Here is a 22693-nt window from a genome sequence, read left to right as displayed (position 1 = left end):
ACCGCCGGCTGAAAATCCCCCCGGAGGGGCGGGGGTGGTCGGGTTTGTCAAGGCGGGAAAGCGTGCCTTGACAAACCCGCCCGCCGGCTGAAGGGAAGGCTGGGATGAGGGGCGGGGAAGGTCTGGTGACGTCGTTGGTTGCCTCGCGTGTCCGGCCGGCGGGTTGGAGGTGGTCGGGATTGGGGAGGTCTGGTGACGTCGTTGGTTGCCTCGCTCGCCCGGCCGCCGGTTTGGAGGGGGGCGGGCAAAGGAAAAACGGCCCTCCGGCCAGGTCGCCGGAGGGCCGTTTGCGTATGACTCAAACCCGCTTGAACAGCAGGGCGCGCTTCACTTCCTGGATCGCCTTGGTCACCTGGATCCCTCGGGGGCAGGCGTCCGTGCAGTTGAACGTCGTCCGGCAGCGCCAAACACCCTCGCCGTCGTTGAGGATGTCCAAGCGCTCCTCCGCTCCCTCGTCGCGGGAGTCGAAGATGAACCGGTGGGCGTTGACGATCGCCGCCGGGCCGAAGTACGAGCCGTCGTTCCAGTACACCGGGCAGGACGACGTGCAGCAGGCGCACAGGATGCACTTCGTCGTGTCGTCGAAGCGGTCGCGGTCGGCCTGGGACTGGATCCGCTCGCGCGTCGGCTCGTTGCCGTACGTGATCAGGTACGGCTTGATCGCGCGGTACGCCTCGAAGAACGGGTCCATGTCGACGTAGAGGTCCTTCAACGTCGTCAGGCCCTTGATCGGGGCGATCGTGATCGTGGTCTTCTTGCCGCCGGATTCCAGCAGGTCCTTCATCAGGACCTTGCACGCCAGGCGGTTGATGCCGTTGATCTGCATCGCGTCGGACCCGCACACGCCGTGCGCGCACGAGCGGCGGAACGAGAACGTCCCGTCGATGTAGTCCTTGACGTAGAACAGCAGGTTCAGCAGCCGGTCGGTGCGCTGCGCCGGGACGTCGTAGGACTCCCAGTGCGGCTCCGAATCCACCTCCGGGTTGAACCGGAGGATCTTCAGCGTGACGGTGATCGGCGTGTGCTCGTCCGCGGCGGAAGCCGAAGGAGATTCAGCAACAGCAGTCATCAGTACTTCCGCTCCATCGGCTCGTAGCGGGTGAAGGTGACCGGCTTGTAGTCCAGCCGGATGTCGGACGACAGACCCGGGCCCTGCTTGTAGGCCATGGTGTGCCGCATGAAGTTCGTGTCGTCGCGGTTCGGGTAGTCCTCGCGGGCGTGGCCGCCGCGGGACTCCTTGCGCGCCAGCGCGCCCACGACCAGGACCTCGGCCAGCTCCAGCAGGAAGCCCAGCTCGACGGCCTCCAGGAGATCCGTGTTGTACCGCTTGCCCTTGTCCGCCACGGTGATCCGCTGGTACCGCTCCTTCAGCGCCTGGACGTCGGTCAGCGCCTGCTTCAGCGTGTCCTCGGTCCGGTACACCGACGCGTGCGAGTCCATCGTCTGCTGCATTTCCTTGCGGATGTCGGCGACGCGCTCGTCGCCGTGCTCCGACAGCAGGCCCGCCAGCTGCTCTTCGACCAGCTTGGTCGGATCCGAAGGCAGCTCGACGTGCTCGTGCGCCAGCGCGTACTCCGCGGCCGCGATGCCGGCGCGGCGGCCGAACACGTTGATGTCCAGCAGCGAGTTCGTGCCCAGGCGGTTCGAGCCGTGCACGGACACGCAGGCGACCTCGCCCGCCGCGTACAGACCCGGGATGACGTTCTCGTTGTCCCGCAACGCTTCGCCGTGGATGTTGGTCGGGATGCCGCCCATGACGTAGTGGCACGTCGGGAACACCGGCACCGGCTCCTTGACCGGGTCGACGCCCAGGTAGGTCCGGGAGAACTCCATGATGTCCGGGAGCTTCGCGTTCAGCGTCTCCTCGGGGATGTGCGTGACATCCAGGACGACGTAGTCCTTGTTCGGGCCGCAACCCCGGCCCTGCAGCACTTCCTGCACCATCGAGCGCGCCACGATGTCGCGCGGCGCGAGGTCCTTGATGGTCGGGGCGTAGCGCTCCATGAACCGCTCGCCGGAGGCGTTGCGCAGGATCCCGCCCTCGCCGCGGACGGCTTCCGAGATGAGGATCCCCAGGCCGGCGAGGCCGGTCGGGTGGAACTGGAAGAACTCCATGTCCTCCAGCGGCAGGCCCTTGCGGAAGATGATGCCGAGGCCGTCACCGGTGAGGGTGTGCGCGTTCGACGTCGTCTTGAAGATCTTGCCCGCGCCGCCGGTGGCGAACACGATCGACTTCGCCTGGAAGACGTGCAGCTCGCCGGTGGCCAGCTCGTAGGCGACGACGCCGGAGGCGACCGGGTTGCCGTTCTCGTCCGGGCTGGTGATCAGGTCGAGCACGTAGAACTCGTTGAAGAACTCCGTGCCGTACTTGACGCAGTTCTGGTACAGCGTCTGCAGGATCATGTGGCCGGTGCGGTCCGCGGCGTAGCAGGCGCGGCGGACGGCGGCCTTGCCGTGGTCACGCGTGTGCCCGCCGAAGCGGCGCTGGTCGATCTTGCCCTCGGGCGTGCGGTTGAACGGCAGGCCCATCTTCTCGAGGTCGAGGACCGCGTCGATGGCCTCCTTCGCCATGATCTCGGCGGCGTCCTGGTCGACCAGGTAGTCGCCGCCCTTGATCGTGTCGAAGGTGTGCCACTCCCAGTTGTCCTCTTCGACGTTCGCCAGCGCGGCGCACATGCCGCCCTGGGCCGCGCCGGTGTGGGACCGGGTCGGGTACAGCTTGGTGAGGACCGCGGTGCGGGCGCGCTGGCCGGACTCGATGGCCGCGCGCATGCCGGCGCCACCGGCGCCGACGATCACCACGTCGTACTTGTGGAACTGCATGAAAAAGTCTCCGGGTTCGACGCTGTGTCAGTTCGCGGGCATGTTCGGGTCGAACGTGAAGATCACCATCGTGCCGACGGCCAGGATCAGCACCATCGAGACGTACAGCAGGATCTTCAGCCAGAACCGCGTGCTGTCCTTGCGGGCGTAGTCGTCGATGATCGTGCGCAGCCCGTTGCCGCCGTGGATCTCGGCGAGCCAGAGCATGGCCAGGTCCCAGAACTGCCAGAACGGCGAGGCCCAGCGGCCGGCGACGAAGCCCCAGTTGATCCGGTGCACACCGCCGTCGAGGATGTTCATGATCAGCAGGTGGCCGAGCACCAGGATGACCAGTGCCAGCCCGGAGATCCGCATGAACAGCCAGCTGTAGAGCTCGAAGTTGCTCCGGCGCGCGGCCGGGCGCTTCGGGGTGCGGGGGTTGGCGAGCGCGAGGTCGGCCATGTCAGTTACCCCCGAAGAGCGTCTCGGCGGTGCGCTTCAGCATGAAGAACGCACCGGGGACCATCACCACGACCCAGACCACGCCGATCACCCACGTCATGGCCTTCTGCAGCTGCGGGCCCTTCGACCAGAAGTCGACCAGCATGACGCGGATGCCGTTCAGCGCGTGGAACAGCACCGCACCGACCAGGCCGACCTCCAGGAGGTTGACGATCGGCGTCTTGTAGGTCTCGATGACCTGGTCGTAGGTGTTCGGCGACACGCGCACCAGCGCGGTGTCGAGCACGTGCACGAACAGGAAGAAGAATGTGAGCACGCCGGTGATGCGGTGCAGGACCCAGGACCACATGCCGGGGTCGCCCCGGTAGAAGGTCCCCTGCCGGCGTGAGGCACCCGCCCGATCGCTCGCCCCTGCCTCGGGGGCATGGCTCGCCGTGGTGGACATCGGTGAACGGCCTCCAACGTCTGACTGTGCGCCCGGTGGCCGTGAGGTCCGCTGTCGCCGCGGGAACGGCGGCTGTGCCGAGATCAACGTCATCGAGCCTGGATGAATCGGATGCTAGACCCGCACCCGGAAGGCGGCTCACCTCCGGGTTCCCCTCTGTGATGGACCAGACACCGGCGCTCCCGCACCACCACCCGGCGGTGTGGTGCAGCGCACTCGGTGGCGGGGTACTCGATGCCGTCCCGATCAACGGAGATCAGATCACTGTCAGATCTGATATCTGATGCTTTACGCCGAACGGCTGGTAACACTCGTGTGTCATTGACCAACCGTCAAGGCGTCCCTAGCGTCGCTCGGGCAAACATCGGATCTCTCACGATGGGGTGATGTTCTGGTGCGACGACTCGGCTTGGTGATCGCCGTCGCGGCTCTGCTGCCCGTGGTGTCGGTCACGCCCGCGCAGGCGCTGCCCGGCGGGCTGGCGCTGACGCCGCCGATGGGCTTCAACAACTGGAACACCACCGGCTGCGCCGTGGACGAGCAGCTGATCCGCGACACCGCCGACATCTTCGTCGACAAAGGACTCAAGGCCGCCGGCTACGAGTACGTCAACGTCGACGACTGCTGGGCCGAGGCCGCGCGGGACGCCGACGGCCGCATGCAGGCGAACAAGGCCCGGTTCCCGAGCGGCATCAAGGCGCTGGCCGACTACGTCCACGCGAAGGGCCTGAAGTTCGGCATCTACACCAGCGCGGGCACGTTGACCTGCGCGAAGACCATGCCGGGCGCGCTCGACCACGAGGACGTCGACGCGCAGACGTTCGCGGACTGGGGTGTCGACTACCTCAAGTACGACAACTGCAACAACCAGGGCCGCCCCGCGCTCGAGCGCTACACGAAGATGCGCGACGCGCTGCTGAAGACCGGCCGCCAGATCGTGTACTCGCTCTGCGAGTGGGGCGAGAACAAGCCGTGGACGTGGGGCGCCGACGTCGGGCACCTGTGGCGGACCACCGGCGACATCAAGGACAACTGGGCCAAGGTGCTGCAGATCCTCAAGGCGAACGCGCCGCTCGCGCCGTACGCCGGACCGGGGCACTGGAACGATCCCGACATGCTCGAGGTCGGCAACGGCGGGATGACGACCGAGGAGTACCGCTCGCACTTCTCGCTGTGGGCGATGATGGCCGCCCCGCTGCTCATCGGCGCCGACCTGCGCAAGGTGTCGCCGGAGAACTTCGACGTCCTGCGCAACGCCGAGGTCATCGCGCTCGACCAGGACCGCCGCGGCGTCCAGGCGCGCGTGCTGTCCAACCAGGACGGACACTGGGTGTTCGCCAAGCCCCTCGCGGGCGGCGACGTGGCGATCGCGCTGTTCAACGAGACGACGTCGAGCGCCACGATCGGCACCACCGCGGCCGCCGCCGGGCTGGCGAACGCCGCCGGGTACACCGCCCGCGACCTCTGGGCGCACCGCGACCTCCAGACGGCGGGCCCGATCTCCGCGGTCGTCCCGCCGCACGCGACGGTCGTCTACCGGGTGCACGCGGGCGGCTCGTGGTGGCGGAACGAGCCGCTGGTGAGCAGCGGCGTCGAGGTCGTCGCGTCGGTGCCGGGCGTCCCAGGCGAGATCACGCCCGCCGGGCAGCCCTTCGAGGTGACGGTGTCCGCGACCGACGAGGGCCGCGTCCCGGTGTTCGACCCGCGCGTGACGCTCACCGCGCCCGCGGGCTGGCAGGTGGAGCAGGTGGCGCGGCCGTGGAAGGTCGTGCTCGGGACCGGCGAGACGGCTTCGGGGCGGTGGCGGGTCACCCCGCCGGCCGGCACCGAGGGCACGACGGCGGCGCTGCGCGGCGGCGTCACCTACCGCACGGTCGGGTTCGGGCAGGTCACCTGGTCCGGTGAACAACGGCTGACCGTCCCCGCGGCGCCGCCGACGGCGTCCGCGTGGGCGAGCGACCTGCGCTGGGCGGCGGAGAAGAACGGCTACGGCCCGGTCGAGCGGGACATGTCCAACGGCAGCATCCCGGCAGGCGACGGCAAGCCGCTGACCATCAACGGCGTCGGCTACCCGAAGGGCCTCGGCGCGCACGCACCCAGCGAAGTCGTCTTCTACCTGGGCGGCCGCTGCACGGCGTTCACCGCGGACGTCGGCGTCGACGACGAGCGCGAGGCGACGAACAAGCAGGGCTCGGCGACGTTCGAGGTCTACGCGGACGGCACGAAGGCCGCCTCGACCGGGGTGCGGACCTGGGAGGACCCGGCGACGCCGCTGGCCGCGGACCTGCACGGGGCGCGGTACCTGCGGCTGGTCGTCACCGACGGCGGCGACGGGAACTCGTACGACCGCAGCGACTGGGCGGCCGCCCGGCTCACCTGCGGCTGATTCTCGGTCATCTCACAGAGTGACCGGGCCGGCCCACCCTTCGGTCGGCCCGGCACACTGAGTGACGCGAAACGGCATTTTCGCCGTCCCAACGCGAACCGATCCGCCGAAAGTAGCCCGCAGTAGGCCCCTTGATCACTTTCGGTGTCCGGTTCGTCGCGCGCGCGACTCGTGAGTAAACGTTTGTGTTACGTAGCGTGCCTTTCCTATGGCGCATTCCGGTCCGGCGGGTACGGTCTGGCGGTCGACCCGGCAGTAGGGCCGGGTCGTGCCCTTGACCATCCGCTGGATCAGCGGGGAGGGAGACACACGTTGCGTCGCATGCGTGGAACCGCGCTGGCCGCCGCGGCCATGGCCGGGGTGCTCACCCTGGCCGGGTGCGCCAAGGATTCCGGCGGTGGTAACAGCTCGAACAACACCGCGGCCTCGACGGGCGGTTCCGACTGCGTCACCGCGCAGAAGCCGCCCGCGGCGCCCGCCGCCGCCAGCAGCTCGACCGCGGCCGGCGGGAAGGTCGACGGCAGCCAGCTGAAGATCGGCCTGGCCTTCGACGTCGGCGGCCGGGGTGACGCGTCGTTCAACGACGCCGCCGCCGCGGGCACCGACAAGGCGAAGTCCGACCTCGGCGTGACCACGGTCAGCGAGAGCACCGCCAGCGCCAGCGAGGCCGAGTCGGCCAAGCAGCAGCGCCTCGACCAGATGGCCTCCTCGGGCCTGAACCCGATCATCGCGGTCGGCTTCGCCTACGCGCCGTCGGTCAAGGTCGTCGCGGCCAAGTACCCGAACACCAAGTTCGCCATCGTCGACGACGACTCGATCCAGCTGCCGAACGTGACGCCGCTGGTCTTCGCCGAGGAGCAGGGCTCGTTCCTGGCCGGCGTCGCCGCCGCGTACAAGAGCAAGAGCTGCCACATCGGCTTCGTCGGCGGTGTCAACACCCCGCTGATCCAGAAGTTCGAGGCCGGCTTCCTGCAGGGCGCGAAGACCGTTTCGTCCAAGATCAAGATCGAGGACGAGTACCTGACCCCGGCCGGTGACTTCTCCGGGTTCCAGGACCCGCCGAAGGGCAACGCGAAGGCCGCCGCCGAGATCGCCAAGGGCGCGGACGTGATCTACCACGCCGCGGGCGCCTCGGGTAAGGGTGTCTTCGACGCCGCGAAGGCGGGCAACGCGCTGGCCATCGGGGTCGACTCCGACCAGTACAACCAGAAGACCGTCGAGGCCGACAAGGACGTCATCATCACGTCCATGCTCAAGCGCGTCGACGTCGCGGTGTTCGACTACGTGCAGGCCGTCGCCAAGGGTGACCTGAGCGGCCTGCCGAAGCGGTTCGACCTCAAGGTCGACGGCGTCGGCTACGCCACCTCCGGCGGCAAGGTCGACGACATCAAGGACGTCCTGGACGGCTACAAGGCCCAGATCATCTCGGGTGCCATCACCGTTTCGGACAAGCCGCAGAAGTAGGCTCACAACGCGTCCGGGGCTCGGAGGGTTTTCCCTCCGGGCCCCTCACGCGTTCCAGAGATATGGAATCCTCCCGCCCATGAGCACAGCCGAGGCCCCGGCCGAGGCCGTCCCCGACCGGGGCGCCCCCGCCGTCCAGCTGACCGGGATCACCAAGCGCTTTCCCGGCGTGGTGGCCAACTCCGACGTCAACCTCACCGTCGCCGCCGGCGAGGTGCACGCCATCTGTGGCGAGAACGGCGCCGGCAAGTCCACCCTGATGAAGATCCTGTACGGCATGCAGCCGCCGGACGAGGGCACCATCGCGATCAACGGCGAAGAGGTGAAGCTGCGCAACCCGCAGGACGCCATCCGCGCCGGCATCGGCATGGTGCACCAGCACTTCATGCTCGCCGACAACCTGACCGTCGGCGAGAACGTCTTCCTCGGCGCCGAGGGCCTGCACGGCATCGGCCGCGCCGCCCGCGCGCGGCTGGCCGAGCTCGCCGAGCGCACCGGCCTGCGCGCCAAGCCGGACACGCTGCTGGAGGAGCTCGGCGTCGCCGACCGCCAGCGCGTCGAGATCGTCAAGGTGCTCTACCGCGGGGCGAAGATCATCATCCTCGACGAGCCGACCGCGGTGCTCGTGCCGCAGGAGGTCGACGCGCTCTTCGACACCGTGCGGGAGATGCGTGACGGCGGCTACACGTTCCTCTTCATCTCGCACAAGCTCGACGAGGTCCGCGCGATCGCCGACACCGTCACGGTGATCCGCCGCGGCACCACCGTCGGCACCGCCGACCCGAAGACCATCACCTCCCGCCAGCTCGCGGAGATGATGGTCGGCTCCGAGCTGCCCAGCCCGGAGACCCGCGAGTCCACGGTCACCGACCGGGATGTGCTGCGGCTGACCGGGCTGACGCTGGGCGCGGAGGGCTCGGACCGCAACGCGCTCGACGACGTCTCCTTCACCGTGCACGCGGGCGAGGTGCTCGGCATCGCCGGTGTCGAAGGCAACGGCCAGACCGAGCTCGTCGAGACGATCATGGGCATGCGCAAGCCGTCCGGCGGCACGATCGAGCTGGTCGACGCCGACGGCAAGGCGCGGGACATCACCAAGGCCGGCACGCTGACGCGGCGCGAAGCGGGCATCGGCTACATCGCCGAGGACCGCACCCGGCACAGCCTGCTGCTCACGCAACCGTTGTGGGTCAACCGGATCCTGGGCTACCAGACCCGCGAACCGGTCTCGAAAGGACAGCTGCTCGACATCGCCGGCGCCCGCGCCGACACCGAGCGGATCGTCCGCGACTACGACGTCCGCACGCCGGGCATCGACGTTCCGGCCGCGGCGCTCTCGGGCGGCAACCAGCAGAAGCTGATCGTCGGGCGCGAGCTGTCCGGCAACCCGGTGCTGCTGGTGGCCTCGCACCCGACGCGCGGGGTCGACGTCGGCGCGCAGGCGCTGATCTGGGAGCAGATCCGCCAGGCCCGCGCCGCCGGGCTCGCGGTGCTGCTGATCTCCGCCGACCTCGACGAGCTGATCGGCCTGTCCGACACGATCCGCGTCATGCTGCGCGGGCGGCTCGTGAGCGAGGCCGACCCCGCCACGGTGACGCCGCAGGAACTGGGCTCGGCGATGACCGGCGCCGGAGAAGGTGACGAAGAATGACTTCCTGGCGCACGAAACTGCTGCCACCGCTGCTGGCGATCGTCTTCGCCGTGCTGCTGTCGGCGATCGCGCTGATCATCTCGGGCGCGGACCCGCTGCGGGCGTACGGCACGATGATCGGCCAGATGTTCAAGGGCTCGACCTCGGTCGACACGGTGAACCTGGCGACCGTCTACTACCTGTCCGGGCTCGCGGTCGCCATCGGCTTCCAGATGAACCTGTTCAACATCGGGGTCGAGGGCCAGTACCGCTTCGCCGCGGTTGTCGCCGCCATCGCCGGCGGCGCGATGAAGCTGCCGCCGGTCATCCACGTCGTCGCGATCCTGCTGGTCGCGGTCGTCGCGGGGATGACCTACGCGGCCATCCCGGCGATCCTCAAGGTGACCCGCGGGGTCAGCGAAGTCATCTCGACGATCATGCTCAACGCGATCGTCGCCGGGATCATCGCGTTCCTGATCAACGCCGACCAGTTCGGCGTGCAGACCGGCAACAACATCGGCACCCGCGTGATCGAGCCGTCGGGCCGCATCCCGGGCATCCCGCTCGGCTCGGGCACGCTCTTCGGGTTCGTGTTCATCGCCGCGATCGTCGGCGGCGCCTACTGGTTCATGCTCAACCGCACGCGGTTCGGCTTCGAGCTCAAGGCGTCCGGCGAGTCCAGCACCGCGGCCGCCGCGGGTGGCGTCAACGCCAAGAAGATGACGCTGATCGCGATGCTGCTCTCCGGGGCCGTCGCGGGCATGGTCGCGATGCCGGAGCTGCTCGGCCGCGACTACAGCTACGGCATCACCGCGACCCAGATGTACGGCTTCACCGGCATCGCGGTCGCGCTGCTCGGCCGCAACCACCCCGGCGGCATCGCGCTCGGTGCACTGCTGTGGGCGTTCCTCGACACCTCCGCGGTGTCGCTGGAGCAGATCAACGTGTCCAAGGAGATCGCGACGATCATGCAGGGCATCATCGTGCTGTCGGTCGTCGTGGCGTACGAGGTCGTGCGCCGGGCCGACCTGCGCTCGCAGCAACACCGCGTCGGCCGGGCGCTCGCCGCCAACGGCCGCAAGGGCGCTTCGGTCAGCGAAGGAGGTGCCGTCTGATGGCCGTCACCGACGTTTCCCGGCCCGACGCCGGCAGCCCCGGCACGATGCCGGTGCACCGCAAGCGGTCCCGGGTCCCCGGCTGGCTCCGCGGCGTGATCTGGGCCGTGGTCGCCATCGCAGTCATCTCGACGGCGTCGTACTCCACCGGCGTCGCCGCGCTCACGTCGTCGAACACCGCGCAGACGGCGTTGCGCCTGGCGCTGCCGATCCTGCTCTGCGCGCTGGGCGGCCTCTGGGCCGAGCGCGCGGGCGTGGTCAACATCGGGCTCGAGGGCATGATGATCCTCGGGACCTGGGGCGCGGCCTGGGGCTCGTACAACGGTGGCGTCTGGGCCGGCCTGATCTCCGCGATCGTCTTCGGCGCGCTGGGCGGGCTGCTGCACGCGGTGGCGACGGTGACGTTCAACGTCAACCACATCGTCTCCGGTGTCGCGATCAACCTGCTCGGCCTGGGCATCACGAAGTACCTGGCGAACCTGATCTTCGCGCCGATCTCCGGCAACCCGCGGCAGTCGCCGGTGGTGCCGAAGTTCGACACCTACTCGGCGACGTTCCTCTCGGACTGGCTGGGCGACCTGGAGAAGCAGCAGCGCGTCGGGATTTCCGACGTCGCCGGCATCCTGCGCGGCCTGGTCACCGAGGTGGCGCCGCTGACGATGCTGGCGATCATCCTGGTGCCGGTCAGCTTCTGGGTGTTGTGGAAGACCCGGTTCGGCCTGCGGCTGCGCTCCTGCGGCGAGAACCCGGTGGCGGCCGAGTCCCTCGGCGTGAACGTCTACCTGCACAAGTACGTGGCCGTGATCATCTCCGGCGCCTTCGCCGGCATGGGTGGCGCTTCGCTGGTGCTGCTGCGCGGCGGCGCGGACTACCTGGAGAACCAGACGAACGGCCGCGGGTACATCGGCCTCGCGGCGATGATCTTCGGCAACTGGCGGCCGGGCGGCCTGCTCGGCGGCGCGGCGTTGTTCGGTTACGCGGACGGCCTGCAGCTCGCCGGCGGCGGCGAAGCGGTGCTCGCGCTGCTGTACGGCGCGGTGATCCTGGTCGCCGTGATCGTGGTCGTCCAGCTGTTCCGCCGCCAGTGGATCGCGGCGGGCCTCGGTGTCGTCGGCGCGGGCGTGCTGTACGCGATCTACTGGTCGAACGACACGCTGCCGTCCGACCTGATCCCGTACACCGCGCACTTCGTGACGCTGATCGTGCTGGCGGTGGCTTCGCAGCGGCTGCGGCCGCCGAAGGCCGACGGCCAGCCGTACCGGCGAGGGGAGGACTGAGTGTCTACTGTGGATTGGGACGCTCTGCGCTCCCAGGCGATCGAAGCGGCTTCCCATGCGTACGCGCCTTATTCGGGGCTGCACGTGGGGGTGGCCGGGATCGTGGACGACGGCCGGGTCGTGACCGGGTGCAACGTCGAAAACGCTTCCTACGGGCTCGGGTTGTGCGCCGAGTGCACGATGGCCGGGCAGCTGCGGCTGTCCGGCGGCGGCCGGCTGGTCGCCGTCGCCTGCCGTTCGGGTGCCGGTGACCTGCTGATGCCGTGCGGGCGCTGCCGCCAGATCCTGTTCGAGCTGGGCGGGTCTGCTTGCCTGGTGGACACGCCGCGTGGCGTGCTGCCGATGTCCGACGTCCTGCCGGACGCGTTCGGCCCGGACGACCTCCCGTGAGCGCGTTCGCGGCGGTCGACGTCATCCGGACCAAGCGGGACGGCGGGACGCTCTCCGACGAGCAGATCGACTGGGTCGTCGACGCCTACACCCGCGGTGAGGTCGCCGAAGAGCAGATGTCGGCGCTGGCCATGGCGATCTTCCTGCGGGGGATGACCTCGGCGGAGATCTCCCGCTGGACGCACGCGATGATCGCGTCGGGGGAGCGGCTGTCGCTTTCGGTCTCCCGCCCGACGGTCGACAAGCACTCCACCGGCGGGGTCGGCGACAAGATCACCCTGCCGCTGGCGCCGCTGGTGGCCGCGTGCGGGGCGGCGGTGCCGCAGCTGTCCGGGCGCGGGCTGGGGCACACCGGCGGCACGCTCGACAAGCTGGAGTCCATCCCGGGCTGGCGCGCGGCACTGTCCACTTCGGAGATCCTCGCCCAGCTGGAGGACGTCGGTGCGGTGGTCTGCGCGGCGACGTCCGGGCTGGCGCCGGCGGACAAGAAGCTGTACGCGCTGCGGGACGTCACCTCGACGGTGGAGTCGATCCCGCTGATCGCCAGCTCGATCATGAGCAAGAAGATCGCCGAAGGCGCGTCCGGGCTGGTCCTGGACGTGAAGTTCGGGTCGGGCGCGTTCATGAAGTCGCTCGACCAGGCCCGCTCGCTGGCTTCCGCGCTGACGTCGATCGGCGCCGATCACGGCGTCCCGACGACGGCGCTGCTGACCGACATGAACGTCCCGCTGGGGCGGGCGGTCGGCAACGCGGTGGAGGTCGCCGAGTCGGTCGACGTGCTCCAGGGCGGCGGCCCGGCGGACGTGGTGGAGCTGACCCTCGCCTTGGCGCGGGAGATGCTTTCGCTGGCCGGCATCTCCGCCGACCCGGCGGCGGTGCTGGCGTCCGGCGAGGCGTACGAGGTCTGGTGCCGGATGATCTCGGCCCAGGGCGGCGACCCTTCGGCGCCGCTGCCTTCCCCGGCGCACGTCCACACGGTGGTCGCTCCGGCTTCGGGCGTGCTGGCGTCGCTGGACGCGTACGCGGTGGGTGTCGCGGCGTGGCGGCTGGGCGCGGGCCGGGCCCGCAAGGAGGACCCGGTCCAGGCCGCGGCGGGCATCCTGTGCCTGGCCAAGCCGGGGGACGCCGTCTCCGAGGGCGAGCCCCTGCTGGAGCTGCACACGGACACCCCCGACGCGGTCCCGGCGGCCCTGGCAGCGCTCGAAGGCGGCTTCACGATCGCCTCGTCGGCCCCTTCGCCCGGCCCGATCGTCGTGGAGACGATCCGCGCCGAGGTGTGATGATTGTCGCGCAGATGATCACCCGTCCGAGTGACGTCGTGCCGCCGGTGAAGCGGCCGGAGCCACCCGAAACCGTCGGTGGTGCCCGGTAAGCTGGAAACCGGGGGCCGCGGCCCGCGCCAAGCCGGCCTGACCTCCGCCCCGGCTCACGCGAGTTCCGGCTCCAGTCACGCGAGTTCCGCCCTGGATCACGCGAGATACGAGAAGGCCCCCACCGGCGCAAGCCGGTGGGGGCCTCTTCGTGGGGCTGAATTACTCCGTGGCTTCTTCCGAGCCCTCGCCCGCCTTGGCCTTGGCGTCGGCCGGCTTCGGCGCGCGGCCGTTGCGGGAGCTGCGGCGCGGCTGGCGCGGGGCCGGCGGGGGCGGGGCGATCTGCTGGACCGCCGGGCCGCCGCCGAGCATCAGCTCCGCGAACGTCGCCATCGCCTCGTCGAGCTGGCCGCCGATGCGGCGGACGCTCTCGTCGTTGCTCTTGCGGACCAGCGAGTCCACCGAGTCGGTGTCCGGCTGCTTCGACAGCGTGCCCTCGACCTTCGACAGCCCGGCCTTGAGCGCGCCGTCGAGGTCGCCGATGCCGGAGAGGAAGCCGTCCTCCACCTTGTCGAGGCGGGAGGCCAGGTCGTCGAGGCGGGTGGTGACCGTTTCGAGCCGGTTGCCCAGGTTCTCCAGCCGGTCGGACGCGTCGATCATCTCGCCGGTCTCGGTCAGCGCGACCTTGAGCGCCTCGGTGTTGGCGTCGATCCGCTCGTGCGTGGTGCGGCCCAGCTCGCCGACCCGCTCCTGCGTGACGCGGCTGAGCTCGTCGACCTTGCCGCGCAGCTCGTGGTCCGTGGTGTCGACGCGCTCGCGCAGCGTCGCCTCGGCCTGCTCGATCCGCTCGCGGACCGGGCCGTGCACCGACTGCGGGATCGAGTCGAGCTTCGCGTCCTGCTTGTCGAGGTGCCCGCCCAGCTCGTCGAGCCGCCGGTGGATGTTCTGGAGCTTGTCCTCGAGCCCGTCCATCCGGCCGGCGACGCCCTCGAAGCGCGCGGCGACGCCGTCGAGGCGGCCGTCGAGCTGCGCGAAGGACTTGGCGAGCTTGTCCGGGAGGGCCTCGATCGCGCGGGTCAGCGCCGCGAGGACGTTGTCCTGCGCCTCGAGGCGGGACATCGCCTCGTCGAGGCGTTCGGCCAGGACGCTGACCTCGGTGCGGTCGGGCATCTCGGACAGCCGCTTGCGGACCGCGCCCAGCGAGTCCACCGGCGCGAGGCGGGCGTAGATGTCGTCGAGCGCGTCGAAGATCTGCTGCTGCTCGCTCTCACGCACTTCGGCCGCGCGCACCAGCATGTTGCGCATCCGGTCGAAGGACGGGGCGGCAATGTGGTTGTCAGTGGTCACTGCTGTGTGTCCTTCGTCGGCGGGGAAATGGAGGGACGTGCCACGAAGCTTATCGATTGCAAAAATTGCTGTCTGTATGGCCCCCGTGAAGAGGCTATTGCGGAGGCTGCCCCCGGATGGCCGATTCGGGACATGATCCTCAACGCTGAGGGTTAGCCCCAGCCTGAGAGTTACGGCCATGTAGGGGAATGACAACGAGGTTACCGTTGGGGGATGCCTGACGAAAGCCCTGTTCTGCCCACCGAGACACTCCGCCGCGCACCCAAGGTGCTGCTGCACGACCACCTCGACGGCGGCCTGCGCCCGGCCACCGTCGCCGAGCTCGCCGAGGCGACCGGGTATGCCGGTCTGCCCACCACGGACCCGGCCGAGCTGGGCAGCTGGTTCCGCCGTGCGGCCGACTCCGGCTCACTCGTTTCCTACCTCGAGACGTTCGCGCACACCTGCGGGGTGATGCAAACGGAGGAATCGCTGGTCAGGGTCGCCGCGGAGGCGGTGGAGGACCTGGCCGCCGACGGCGTCGTCTACGCCGAGGTGCGCTACGCACCGGAGTTGTTCGTCGAACGCGGTCTGTCACTCGATGCGGTGGTCGAGGCTGTCCAGGAGGGGTTCACGGAGGGCACCCGGCGCGTGGCCGCGAACGGCGGCACCATCCGCGTCGGGACGTTGCTCTGCGCGATGCGCCAGCACGCCCGGGCGCTCGAGATCGCGAACCTGGCCGTCCGGTACCGCGACGCCGGCGTGGCCGGGTTCGACATCGCCGGCCCGGAGGACGGATTCCCGCCGACCCGCAATCTCGACGCGTTCGAATACCTGCGTCAGAACAATGCGCATTTCACCATTCACGCGGGTGAGGCATTCGGTCTGCCGTCCATTTGGGAAGCGATTCAGCACTGCGGCGCCGAGCGGCTGGGGCACGGCGTGCGCATCGCCGAGGACATCAAGACCGACGCGGACGGCACGGTCCACCTTGGACGGTTGGCCGCCTACGTCCGGGACCGCCGCATCCCCCTGGAGATCTGCCCGACGTCGAACGTCCAAACAGGCACGGTCCGCTCGATCGCCGAGCACCCCATCGGCCTGCTCGCCAAGCTGCGCTTCCGGGTGACCGTGAACACGGACAACCGGCTGATGAGCGGATGCACGATGACCAGCGAATTCGCCGCGCTGCACGAGACGTTCGGCTATGGTATCGACGACTTCCGCTGGTTCACGATCAACGCGATGAAATCCGCGTTCATCGATTTCGACGCCCGGCTCGCGCTGATCGACGACGTGATCAAGCCCGGGTACGCCGCGCTCGCCTGACCTTCCCCGCTTCGGACCGCAAGCGTGCTTGCGGTCCTTAGCTGTGCCAACTATCGTTCACTATGTAGGAACAACTTCTCATTATTTGAGACGGTGACGAAGATGGCGCAGGTCGCGGAGGTTTCGACGAGCCGGCGGCGATGGCTCATCCTGGCGCTCGGCCTCGCCGCGCAGACGGCGAGCTGCTCGTTCCTGTACGGCCTTCCGTTCCTGGTCCCGGCGATGCGTGCCGCCGAGGGGCTCACCCTGGCCGAGGCCGGCACGGTCGTCGCGGCCCCGAGCATCGGGCTGTTGTTCACCCTGATCGTGTGGGGCGCGGCTGCGGACCGTTACGGAGAGCGCCTCATCATGGCCCTCGGCCTGGGCATCTCGGGGTTACTCCTGGTGTACGCCGGGATAGGAAATCACCCGGTCGGGCTCCTCTTTGGGGTGTTTTTGGCGGCCGGCGCCTGTACGGCTTCGGTGAACGCGGCGAGCGGTCGCGTCGTGATGGGCTGGTTCGCGAAGTCCGAGCGGGGCGTGGCGATGGGGATCCGCCAGACGGCCCAGCCGCTGGGCGTGGGCGTGGCCGCGCTGGGGCTGCCGCCGCTGGCCGCGCACCACGGCTTCCGGGCGGCGATCCTGCTGCCGGCCGGGCTGGCGATCGTCGTGGCGCTGCTGGTGGCGTGGCTGGTGACGGACCCGCCACGGCCGCCGCGTCCGGTTTCCGGGGAGCGACCGCCTTCGCCGTACCGGCAGGCGGCGCTGTGGCGGGTGCACGGGGCGAGCGCGCTGCTGGTGGTGCCGCAGTTCGCGGTGTCGGCGTTCGCGCCGGTGTACCTGGTGGCGGTGCAGCACTGGAGCCCGTTGTCGGCGGGCTGGTACCTGGCGGTGGTCCAGGTGCTGGGGGCTTTGGGCCGCCTGGGGTCGGGCTGGTGGTCGGACCGGGCGGGCAGCCGGCTGCGCCCGATGCGGCTGCTTGCGTTCGCCAGTTGCCTCGTCATGCTCCTGGTGGCCCTCGGCGACGCTTCTTGGCCGTGGCTGGTGCTGCTGGCCCTGGCGTTGGCCGGGGTCATCACGGTCGCGGACAACGGCCTCGGCTTCACGGCCTCGGCGGAGCTGGCGGGCTTGGCGTGGTCCGGCCGCGCGATGGGCACGCAGAACACGGCCCAGAACATCGCGGCGTCCCTGACCCCACCGCTGCTGGGCCTGGTCATCGGCGACACCCGCTACGCCCTCGCCTTCTGCGTGGCGGCGATCTTCCCGGCGCTGGCCGTGGCGGTGGTCCCGGTCCGCGCCGAACACCCCACCCCGTGACCCCACGCCCGTGTCGTCCGCCCAGGCACGCGTGTCGTCCGTCTGGGTACGCGTGTCGTCCGTTCGATCACGCGAGCCGACCCTCGGATCACCCGTGATGCCCCTCCAGACACGCGAGATGCCCGCCCGATCACGCAAGCTGCCGGGCTGGGCACGCGAGATGCCGTGCTGATCTCGCGTGCAACCCTCCAGGGCGAGCCGACCCTCCAGGTACGCGAGCCGACCGTCCGGGTACGCGGGCCGACCGTCTGGGTACGCGGGCCGACTCTGTGGGTGCGTGAGCCGACCGCTCGGGCACGCGAGTCGACGGGCCGAGTACGCGAGCCGACCGGTGGGCGGCGCGCGGGGGCTCGCTCGCTCGCGCAGGCGCGTCGAAACTTCGCTCAGCCCGCGGGGGCGCCCCCCCGTCTCCAGCGTATCGGCCGCCCACGACGAAAACCGGCGACGAGGGGCGCGTTCGGTCGGGTTGTCCACATCTCGCCCTTGCCTGTGGACCGGTCGGTTCGCACGGCAGGAAGGCCGGTCCGCGTGTACCCAGACGGTCGACTCGCGTGCCTGGAGGGACGACTCGCGTACCTGGAAGGACGACTCGCGTACTTGGGTGGACGACACGACGAAGGCCGCCTCCCCAGTGTGCGGGAGGCGGCCTTCGAAAGCTGGAACTCAGGCGACCGTAAGCCGGTTCTCGAAAGTTTCGACCAGCTTCCGCCACGCGCTCTGCTCGGCGTCGAACGGCGCCGACGGCTCGAGGCGGGTCGGGTCCGGGCGGAGGACGAACGACACCAGCCAGCCCAGGCTTTCGTTGCCCGCCAGTGCCGTCTCGGCCGAGTCGTCGCCCGCCCACTCCGCCGCGTCCGTGATCAGCTCGACCGCCAGCTCCAGCTGGGTCGGGTCGATCGCCTCCGGGCCCTCCGCGATGTCCGCGTCGAGGCCGGTCAGGACGTACGTGTTCTCGGCGTCGACCTCGATCTCGAGCTCGCCCGCCGTGGCCTTCGCCAGGACCTCGTCCCACGTGGACACGTCCGCGAGGTCGGTGTCGGCCAGCTCCTTGCCGTCGGCGAGGGCGCGGGCGAGCGCGGACGGCGACGTGAACACGTCGATCTCGCCCTCGCTGCCCAGGAACACCGGGGCGTCGTCGAGGTAGCAGCGCAGCGTGTAGTACTCCGCGCCGGACGTGATGATCTTGATCGGGTCGATGCCGACCTCGGCCCAGAAGCCGACCGGGCCCTCTTCCTCGATCGAGTCCTCGTCCTCATCCGAGGACAGCGCTTCGAGGTCCTCTTCGCCCTCGGCGCCGGCTTCGGCCTCCGCGGACTCCTCGTGGAACGCCGCCAGCTCCTCGGCCGTCTGCTCCAGCACCTTCTCGTCGACCTCCGGCTGGGTCACCAGGCCGTCGATCGCGTCGAGCACGGTGTCCCACTTCTGCGACACCGTCTCGGACAGGTCGTTCCACACCTGGACGCCGACGCTCCCGGTGAACGGCAGCGTGCCCTGGTCGAGCAGCGAGAAGCCCTCGGTCGAGTCGAGGATCTCGTGGACCTCCTCGAGGTCGCACACGTCGGCGAGCGACCGCACGATGCCGACGATCTCCGCCAGCTCCGCGATGTGCCAGACGTCCGGCTCCTCGGCGACCAGCTCCGGCACGCCGACGAGGTCGTAGGTGTGGTCCTCGTCCGGGATCAGCTCCGGCACGTTCAGCGACGGCACCGCGTCCCACGCCGGGTGGTCCAGCAGGTCGTGCCGCTCGGACGTGCGCACGAACGCGGCCAGGTGGGCGGCGTCGGCGAAGGCGTACAGGTCGTCCTCGTCGCCGAGGAACGCTTCCCACTCCTCGCCGTCTTCCCGCCAGCGCGGCGCCCACAGGGTGACGACGTCGCCCTGCGGCAGGCCGAGTTCGATCGGGATGATGTCCTGTGCCATTCCTAAGCCCTCCGGAGTACCGCCCGTGTGCGCGCGACACCGGAAGTATCACCCAGTCGACGCGCGGTACCGCGAAGCCTACGGGTTTCCCAGTCGCGATGCGATCGCCCCTGCCGACTTTGCGACGAGCGGATGGCACGATGGACGCCTGATGACTCTCACCGACCTCCTGCCTGCGGATCCCGACCCCGACGCCCTCTTCGAAGCCTTCACGACCTGGACGGCCGAACGGGGTATCGAGCTGTACCCGGCGCAGGAGGAGGCGGTGATGGAGGTGGTCTCCGGATCGAACGTCATCCTCTCGACGCCGACCGGCTCCGGGAAGAGCCTCGTCGCCGTCGGCGCGCACTTCACCGCGCTCGCCCAGGGCCGCCGCAGCTACTACACCGCGCCCATCAAGGCCCTCGTCTCGGAGAAGTTCTTCCAGCTCATCGACATCTTCGGCGCGGACAACGTCGGCATGATGACCGGGGACTCCAGCGTCAACCCGGACGCCCCGATCATCTGCTGCACGGCCGAAATCCTGGCGAACATCGCGTTGCGGTTCGGTGCCGACGCGCCCGTCGGGCAGGTCGTCGCCGACGAGTTCCACTTCTACTCCGAGCCCGACCGCGGCTGGGCGTGGCAGGTGCCGCTGCTGGAGCTCCCGAACGCCCAGTTCGTCCTCATGTCGGCGACCCTGGGCGACGTCTCCTTCTTCGAAAAGGACCTCACCCGCCGCACCGGCCGCCCGACCGCGGTGGTCACCTCGGCGCAGCGCCCGGTCCCGCTGACCTTCCGGTACGCCCTCACGCCGCTGCACGAGACCATGTCCGAGCTGCTCAACGGCGGCCAGGCGCCGGTCTACGTCGTGCACTTCTCGCAGGCCGCGGCCATCGAGCGGGCGCAGACGCTGATGAGCATCAACGTGACGTCGAAGGCCGAGAAGGAGGCCATCGCCGAGCTGATCGGCGACTTCCGGTTCGCCGCCGGCTTCGGCAAGACGCTCTCGCGGCTGGTCCGCCACGGCATCGGCGTCCACCACGCCGGGATGCTGCCCAAGTACCGCCGATTGGTCGAGACCCTGGCCCAGTCCGGGCTGCTCAAGGTGATCTGCGGGACCGACACGCTCGGCGTCGGCATCAACGTCCCGATCCGCACGGTCGTCTTCTCCGCGCTCACGAAGTACGACGGCGTCCGCCAGCGCCACCTCAAGGCGCGCGAGTTCCACCAGATCGCCGGCCGGGCCGGGCGCGCGGGCTACGACACCGACGGCTACGTCGTCGTCCAGGCGCCCGACCACGTCGTCGAGAACGCCAAGGCCCTCGAGAAGGCGGGCGACGACCCGAAGAAGAAAAAGAAGATCGTCCGGAAGAAGGCGCCCGAGGGGTTCGTCAACTGGACCGAGAGCACGTTCGACCGGCTCATCGCCGCCGACCCGGAGCCGCTGACGTCCAGCTTCAAGGTCACGCACTCGATGCTGCTGAACGTGATTTCGCGCCCGGGCAACGCCTTCGACTCGATGCGGCACCTCCTGGAGGACAACCACGAGGACCGCGCGTCGCAGCGCAAGCTGATCCTGCGCGCCATCGCGATCTACCGCGCCCTGCTCGCCGCCGGCGTCGTCGAACGACTGTCCGAACCGGACGAACAGGGCCGGATCATCCGGCTCACCGTCGACCTGCAGTTCGACTTCGCGCTCAACCAGCCGCTTTCGCCGTTCGCGCTGGCCGCGATCGAGCTGCTGGACCTGGAGTCGCCGTCGTACCCGCTCGACGTAGTGTCCATTGTGGAATCCACAGTGGACAATCCGCGGCCGGTGCTCTCGCAGCAGCAGTTCAAGGCGCGCGGCGAGGCCGTGCAGGCGATGAAGGCCGAAGGCATCGAGTACGACGAGCGGATGGAGCTGCTCGAGAACGTCACCTACCCGAAGCCCCTCGAAGAGCTGCTGAACAACGCCTACCGCAGCTACCGGCAGGGCCACCCGTGGGTCGACGACTACGAGCTGTCGCCGAAGTCGGTCGTGCGGGACATGTACGAGCGCGCGATGAACTTCGTCGAGTACATCGGCTTCTACCAGCTCGCCCGGTCCGAAGGGCTCGTGCTGCGCTACCTCGCGGACGTCTACGACGCGCTGCGCCACACGGTCCCGGACGAGGCGAAGACCGAGCCGCTGCAGGACCTCATCGAGTGGCTCGGCGAGCTCGTCCGCCAGGTCGACTCCAGCCTGCTCGACGAGTGGGAAGCGCTGCGGCACCCGGAAGAAGAGGGCCCGGTCTCGTCGCGGCCGCCGTCCGAGCCGCCCGCCGTCACCCGCAACGAGCGCGCGTTCCGCGTCCTGGTGCGCAACGAGCTGTTCCGCCGGGTCGAGCTGTTCGCGCGCCGGGCGTGGTTCCCGCTCGGCGAGCTGGACGCGGCGAGCGGCTGGGACGCGGATGCGTGGCAGGAAGCGATCGAGGACTACTTCGAGGAGTACGAGACGCTCGGCACCGGCCCGGACGCGCGCGGCCCGCAGCTGCTGATGATCGAGCAGCAACCGGACGTCTGGAAGGTGCGCCAGATCTTCGACGACCCGGCGGGCGACCACGACTGGGGCATCAGCGCCGAGGTCGACCTCGCGGCGTCGGACGAGGCCGGGATGGCGGTCGTCCGGGTGACCGGGGTGGGCGCGCACTAGCCGCCGGGTTGCGCCCAACGGCGCAGTCCGGCGGCGCGGTTTCGGGTTAGCGTGGAAGCTTCGCGACCCGGGAGGGGACCATGGGGAACTTCAAGCGCGTGCTGGCCGGGCTCTTCTTCGCCGCGGCGGTCGTCGTGGCTGTCGCCCCGGCCGCGTCGGCCGCGTCGATGGTGGAGTACGCCCTGCTGGCGAGCCCGGACGCCACCGCCATCGAATACGGCCTCTGAGGCTCAGCCCACCGGGGCGAGCCGTCGTCGCCGCTCGAAGCCGAGCAACACGACCAGCGTGATCAGCTCCGCCGCCGGCAGCGGGTAGCCGAGGGCGAGCCCGGCGGCGACGTCGAACGCCGGTGCGCCGATCCCGGCCACGAACACCCAGCCCGGTGCGGTCGGTGGCTTGGCGGTGGGCGACCACGGCGTCCTGCGGCCCGGTTTCGCGACGGACAGCCACGCCTGGAACGCGAGCGCGCTCGCCATCAGCGACGCTCCGGCGACCTGCGCCCAGGCGACGGTGCCGGTGTCGGCGGACTCCCGGAGCGCGGGCGAGAGCAGGAAGATCCCGGCGTAGAGCTGGAGCAACGTCAGCGCGAACTTCGTGAGCACCCACCAATGCCGGAAGTAGCCCCAGGCCGTCGCGCCGGCGAGCAGGAGACCGGTGAACGCCGAGACGTTGGCCATGGGCGCGAGCAAGACGGAGTCGAGCCGGTCGGCCATCGCGGGCGCGCCCGACGACATCAGCACGACCAGCGCGAGGGCCTGGCTCATCCAGGCGACGGACGAAACGACGTGCAACCAGACGACGGCCTGCCGCCGGCGGGGAGAAGTCTTCACGTGCTCCAGGCTCGTGAACCGCGGGGTCGAGCACATCGGGCCCGACCCGGGTTTT

At 69.7% G+C, this 22693-nt stretch carries 18 protein-coding genes; 11 read left to right on the top strand and 7 right to left on the bottom strand.

Annotated features, from left to right (window positions below; all coding sequences use genetic code 11):
• Nucleotides 1-298: 298 nt before the first annotated feature.
• The 4 genes from ACWEGE_RS34245 to sdhC are packed head-to-tail and all read right to left on the bottom strand — an operon-like array spanning nucleotide 299 to nucleotide 3709.
• Nucleotides 299-1069: a succinate dehydrogenase iron-sulfur subunit gene (locus ACWEGE_RS34245; RefSeq protein ID WP_449664606.1), complete on the bottom strand. Its 771-nt coding sequence runs from the start codon at nucleotides 1067-1069 to the stop codon at nucleotides 299-301.
• On the bottom strand, nucleotides 1069-2823 hold the full coding sequence (gene sdhA / locus ACWEGE_RS34240) for a succinate dehydrogenase flavoprotein subunit (protein WP_449664605.1): 1755 nt from the start codon (nucleotides 2821-2823) through the stop codon (nucleotides 1069-1071). The genes ACWEGE_RS34245 and sdhA overlap by 1 nt, the downstream gene beginning before the upstream one ends.
• 27 nt (nucleotides 2824-2850) lie before the next feature.
• Nucleotides 2851-3264 (bottom strand): succinate dehydrogenase hydrophobic membrane anchor subunit, encoded by a 414-nt coding sequence (locus tag ACWEGE_RS34235; protein ID WP_003064185.1) that lies wholly within the window; start codon nucleotides 3262-3264, stop codon nucleotides 2851-2853.
• A gap of 1 nt (nucleotide 3265) precedes the next feature.
• On the bottom strand, nucleotides 3266-3709 hold the full coding sequence (sdhC, locus tag ACWEGE_RS34230; protein ID WP_449664604.1) for a succinate dehydrogenase, cytochrome b556 subunit: 444 nt from the start codon (nucleotides 3707-3709) through the stop codon (nucleotides 3266-3268).
• 394 nt (nucleotides 3710-4103) lie between these two features.
• Here sdhC and ACWEGE_RS34225 point away from each other — a divergent pair, with 394 nt between their 5' ends.
• The 7 genes from ACWEGE_RS34225 to ACWEGE_RS34195 all read left to right on the top strand — a co-directional run bounded on the left by ACWEGE_RS34225 (nucleotide 4104) and on the right by ACWEGE_RS34195 (nucleotide 13251).
• Nucleotides 4104-6095 carry an NPCBM/NEW2 domain-containing protein gene (locus ACWEGE_RS34225; RefSeq protein ID WP_449664603.1) on the top strand — a complete coding sequence of 664 codons (1992 nt, stop codon included), beginning with the start codon at nucleotides 4104-4106 and terminating at the stop codon, nucleotides 6093-6095.
• A 321-nt stretch (nucleotides 6096-6416) separates the two neighbouring features.
• The gene (locus ACWEGE_RS34220; protein ID WP_449664602.1) at nucleotides 6417-7559 is read left to right on the top strand and encodes a BMP family lipoprotein; all 1143 of its coding nucleotides are present in this window, start codon (nucleotides 6417-6419) and stop codon (nucleotides 7557-7559) included.
• A 79-nt stretch (nucleotides 7560-7638) separates the two neighbouring features.
• The gene (locus ACWEGE_RS34215) at nucleotides 7639-9210 is read left to right on the top strand and encodes an ABC transporter ATP-binding protein (RefSeq protein ID WP_449664601.1); all 1572 of its coding nucleotides are present in this window, start codon (nucleotides 7639-7641) and stop codon (nucleotides 9208-9210) included.
• Entirely contained in the window at nucleotides 9207-10304 is a 1098-nt protein-coding gene (locus ACWEGE_RS34210) for an ABC transporter permease (protein ID WP_449664600.1), read from the top strand. Before ACWEGE_RS34215 ends, ACWEGE_RS34210 begins: the two co-directional genes overlap by 4 nt.
• Nucleotides 10304-11581 (top strand): ABC transporter permease, encoded by a 1278-nt coding sequence (locus tag ACWEGE_RS34205; RefSeq protein WP_449664599.1) that lies wholly within the window; start codon nucleotides 10304-10306, stop codon nucleotides 11579-11581. The genes ACWEGE_RS34210 and ACWEGE_RS34205 overlap by 1 nt, the downstream gene beginning before the upstream one ends.
• The gene (locus tag ACWEGE_RS34200; protein WP_449664598.1) at nucleotides 11582-11971 is read left to right on the top strand and encodes a cytidine deaminase; all 390 of its coding nucleotides are present in this window, start codon (nucleotides 11582-11584) and stop codon (nucleotides 11969-11971) included.
• On the top strand, nucleotides 11968-13251 hold the full coding sequence (locus tag ACWEGE_RS34195) for a thymidine phosphorylase (protein WP_449664597.1): 1284 nt from the start codon (nucleotides 11968-11970) through the stop codon (nucleotides 13249-13251). Before ACWEGE_RS34200 ends, ACWEGE_RS34195 begins: the two co-directional genes overlap by 4 nt.
• Nucleotides 13252-13503: 252 nt before the next feature.
• On the opposite strand, the gene ACWEGE_RS34190 is transcribed toward ACWEGE_RS34195, so the two are convergent.
• The gene (locus tag ACWEGE_RS34190; protein WP_449664596.1) at nucleotides 13504-14628 is read right to left on the bottom strand and encodes a PA containing protein; all 1125 of its coding nucleotides are present in this window, start codon (nucleotides 14626-14628) and stop codon (nucleotides 13504-13506) included.
• Nucleotides 14629-14841: 213 nt separating this feature from the next.
• On the opposite strand from ACWEGE_RS34190, the gene ACWEGE_RS34185 reads away from it, so the two are divergent.
• Both ACWEGE_RS34185 and ACWEGE_RS34180 read left to right on the top strand, forming a co-directional pair.
• The gene (locus ACWEGE_RS34185) at nucleotides 14842-15936 is read left to right on the top strand and encodes an adenosine deaminase (protein ID WP_449664595.1); all 1095 of its coding nucleotides are present in this window, start codon (nucleotides 14842-14844) and stop codon (nucleotides 15934-15936) included.
• A 102-nt stretch (nucleotides 15937-16038) separates the two neighbouring features.
• A complete protein-coding gene (locus tag ACWEGE_RS34180) occupies nucleotides 16039-17232 on the top strand; it encodes an MFS transporter (protein ID WP_449664612.1) in 1194 nt (397 codons plus the stop codon).
• A 663-nt stretch (nucleotides 17233-17895) separates the two neighbouring features.
• On the opposite strand, the gene ACWEGE_RS34175 is transcribed toward ACWEGE_RS34180, so the two are convergent.
• Nucleotides 17896-19152 (bottom strand): primosomal protein, encoded by a 1257-nt coding sequence (locus ACWEGE_RS34175; RefSeq protein WP_449664594.1) that lies wholly within the window; start codon nucleotides 19150-19152, stop codon nucleotides 17896-17898.
• A gap of 151 nt (nucleotides 19153-19303) precedes the next feature.
• Between ACWEGE_RS34175 and ACWEGE_RS34170 the strand changes: the two genes are divergently transcribed.
• Both ACWEGE_RS34170 and ACWEGE_RS34165 read left to right on the top strand, forming a co-directional pair.
• A complete protein-coding gene (locus ACWEGE_RS34170) occupies nucleotides 19304-21808 on the top strand; it encodes a DEAD/DEAH box helicase (RefSeq protein ID WP_449664593.1) in 2505 nt (834 codons plus the stop codon).
• 80 nt (nucleotides 21809-21888) lie between these two features.
• Complete coding sequence (locus tag ACWEGE_RS34165; RefSeq protein WP_449664592.1) at nucleotides 21889-22035, top strand: hypothetical protein; 147 nt, start codon at nucleotides 21889-21891, stop codon at nucleotides 22033-22035.
• Between the two features lie 3 nt (nucleotides 22036-22038).
• Here ACWEGE_RS34165 and ACWEGE_RS34160 read toward each other — a convergent pair whose 3' ends face one another.
• The gene (locus ACWEGE_RS34160) at nucleotides 22039-22638 is read right to left on the bottom strand and encodes a hypothetical protein (RefSeq protein ID WP_449664591.1); all 600 of its coding nucleotides are present in this window, start codon (nucleotides 22636-22638) and stop codon (nucleotides 22039-22041) included.
• Between the last annotated feature and the right edge of the window lie 55 nt (nucleotides 22639-22693).

Source organism: Amycolatopsis sp. NPDC004747, assembly GCF_053601335.1.
The sequence above is the reverse complement of the archived record's forward strand: the minus strand, read 5'-3'. Positions and strand labels throughout refer to the sequence as shown.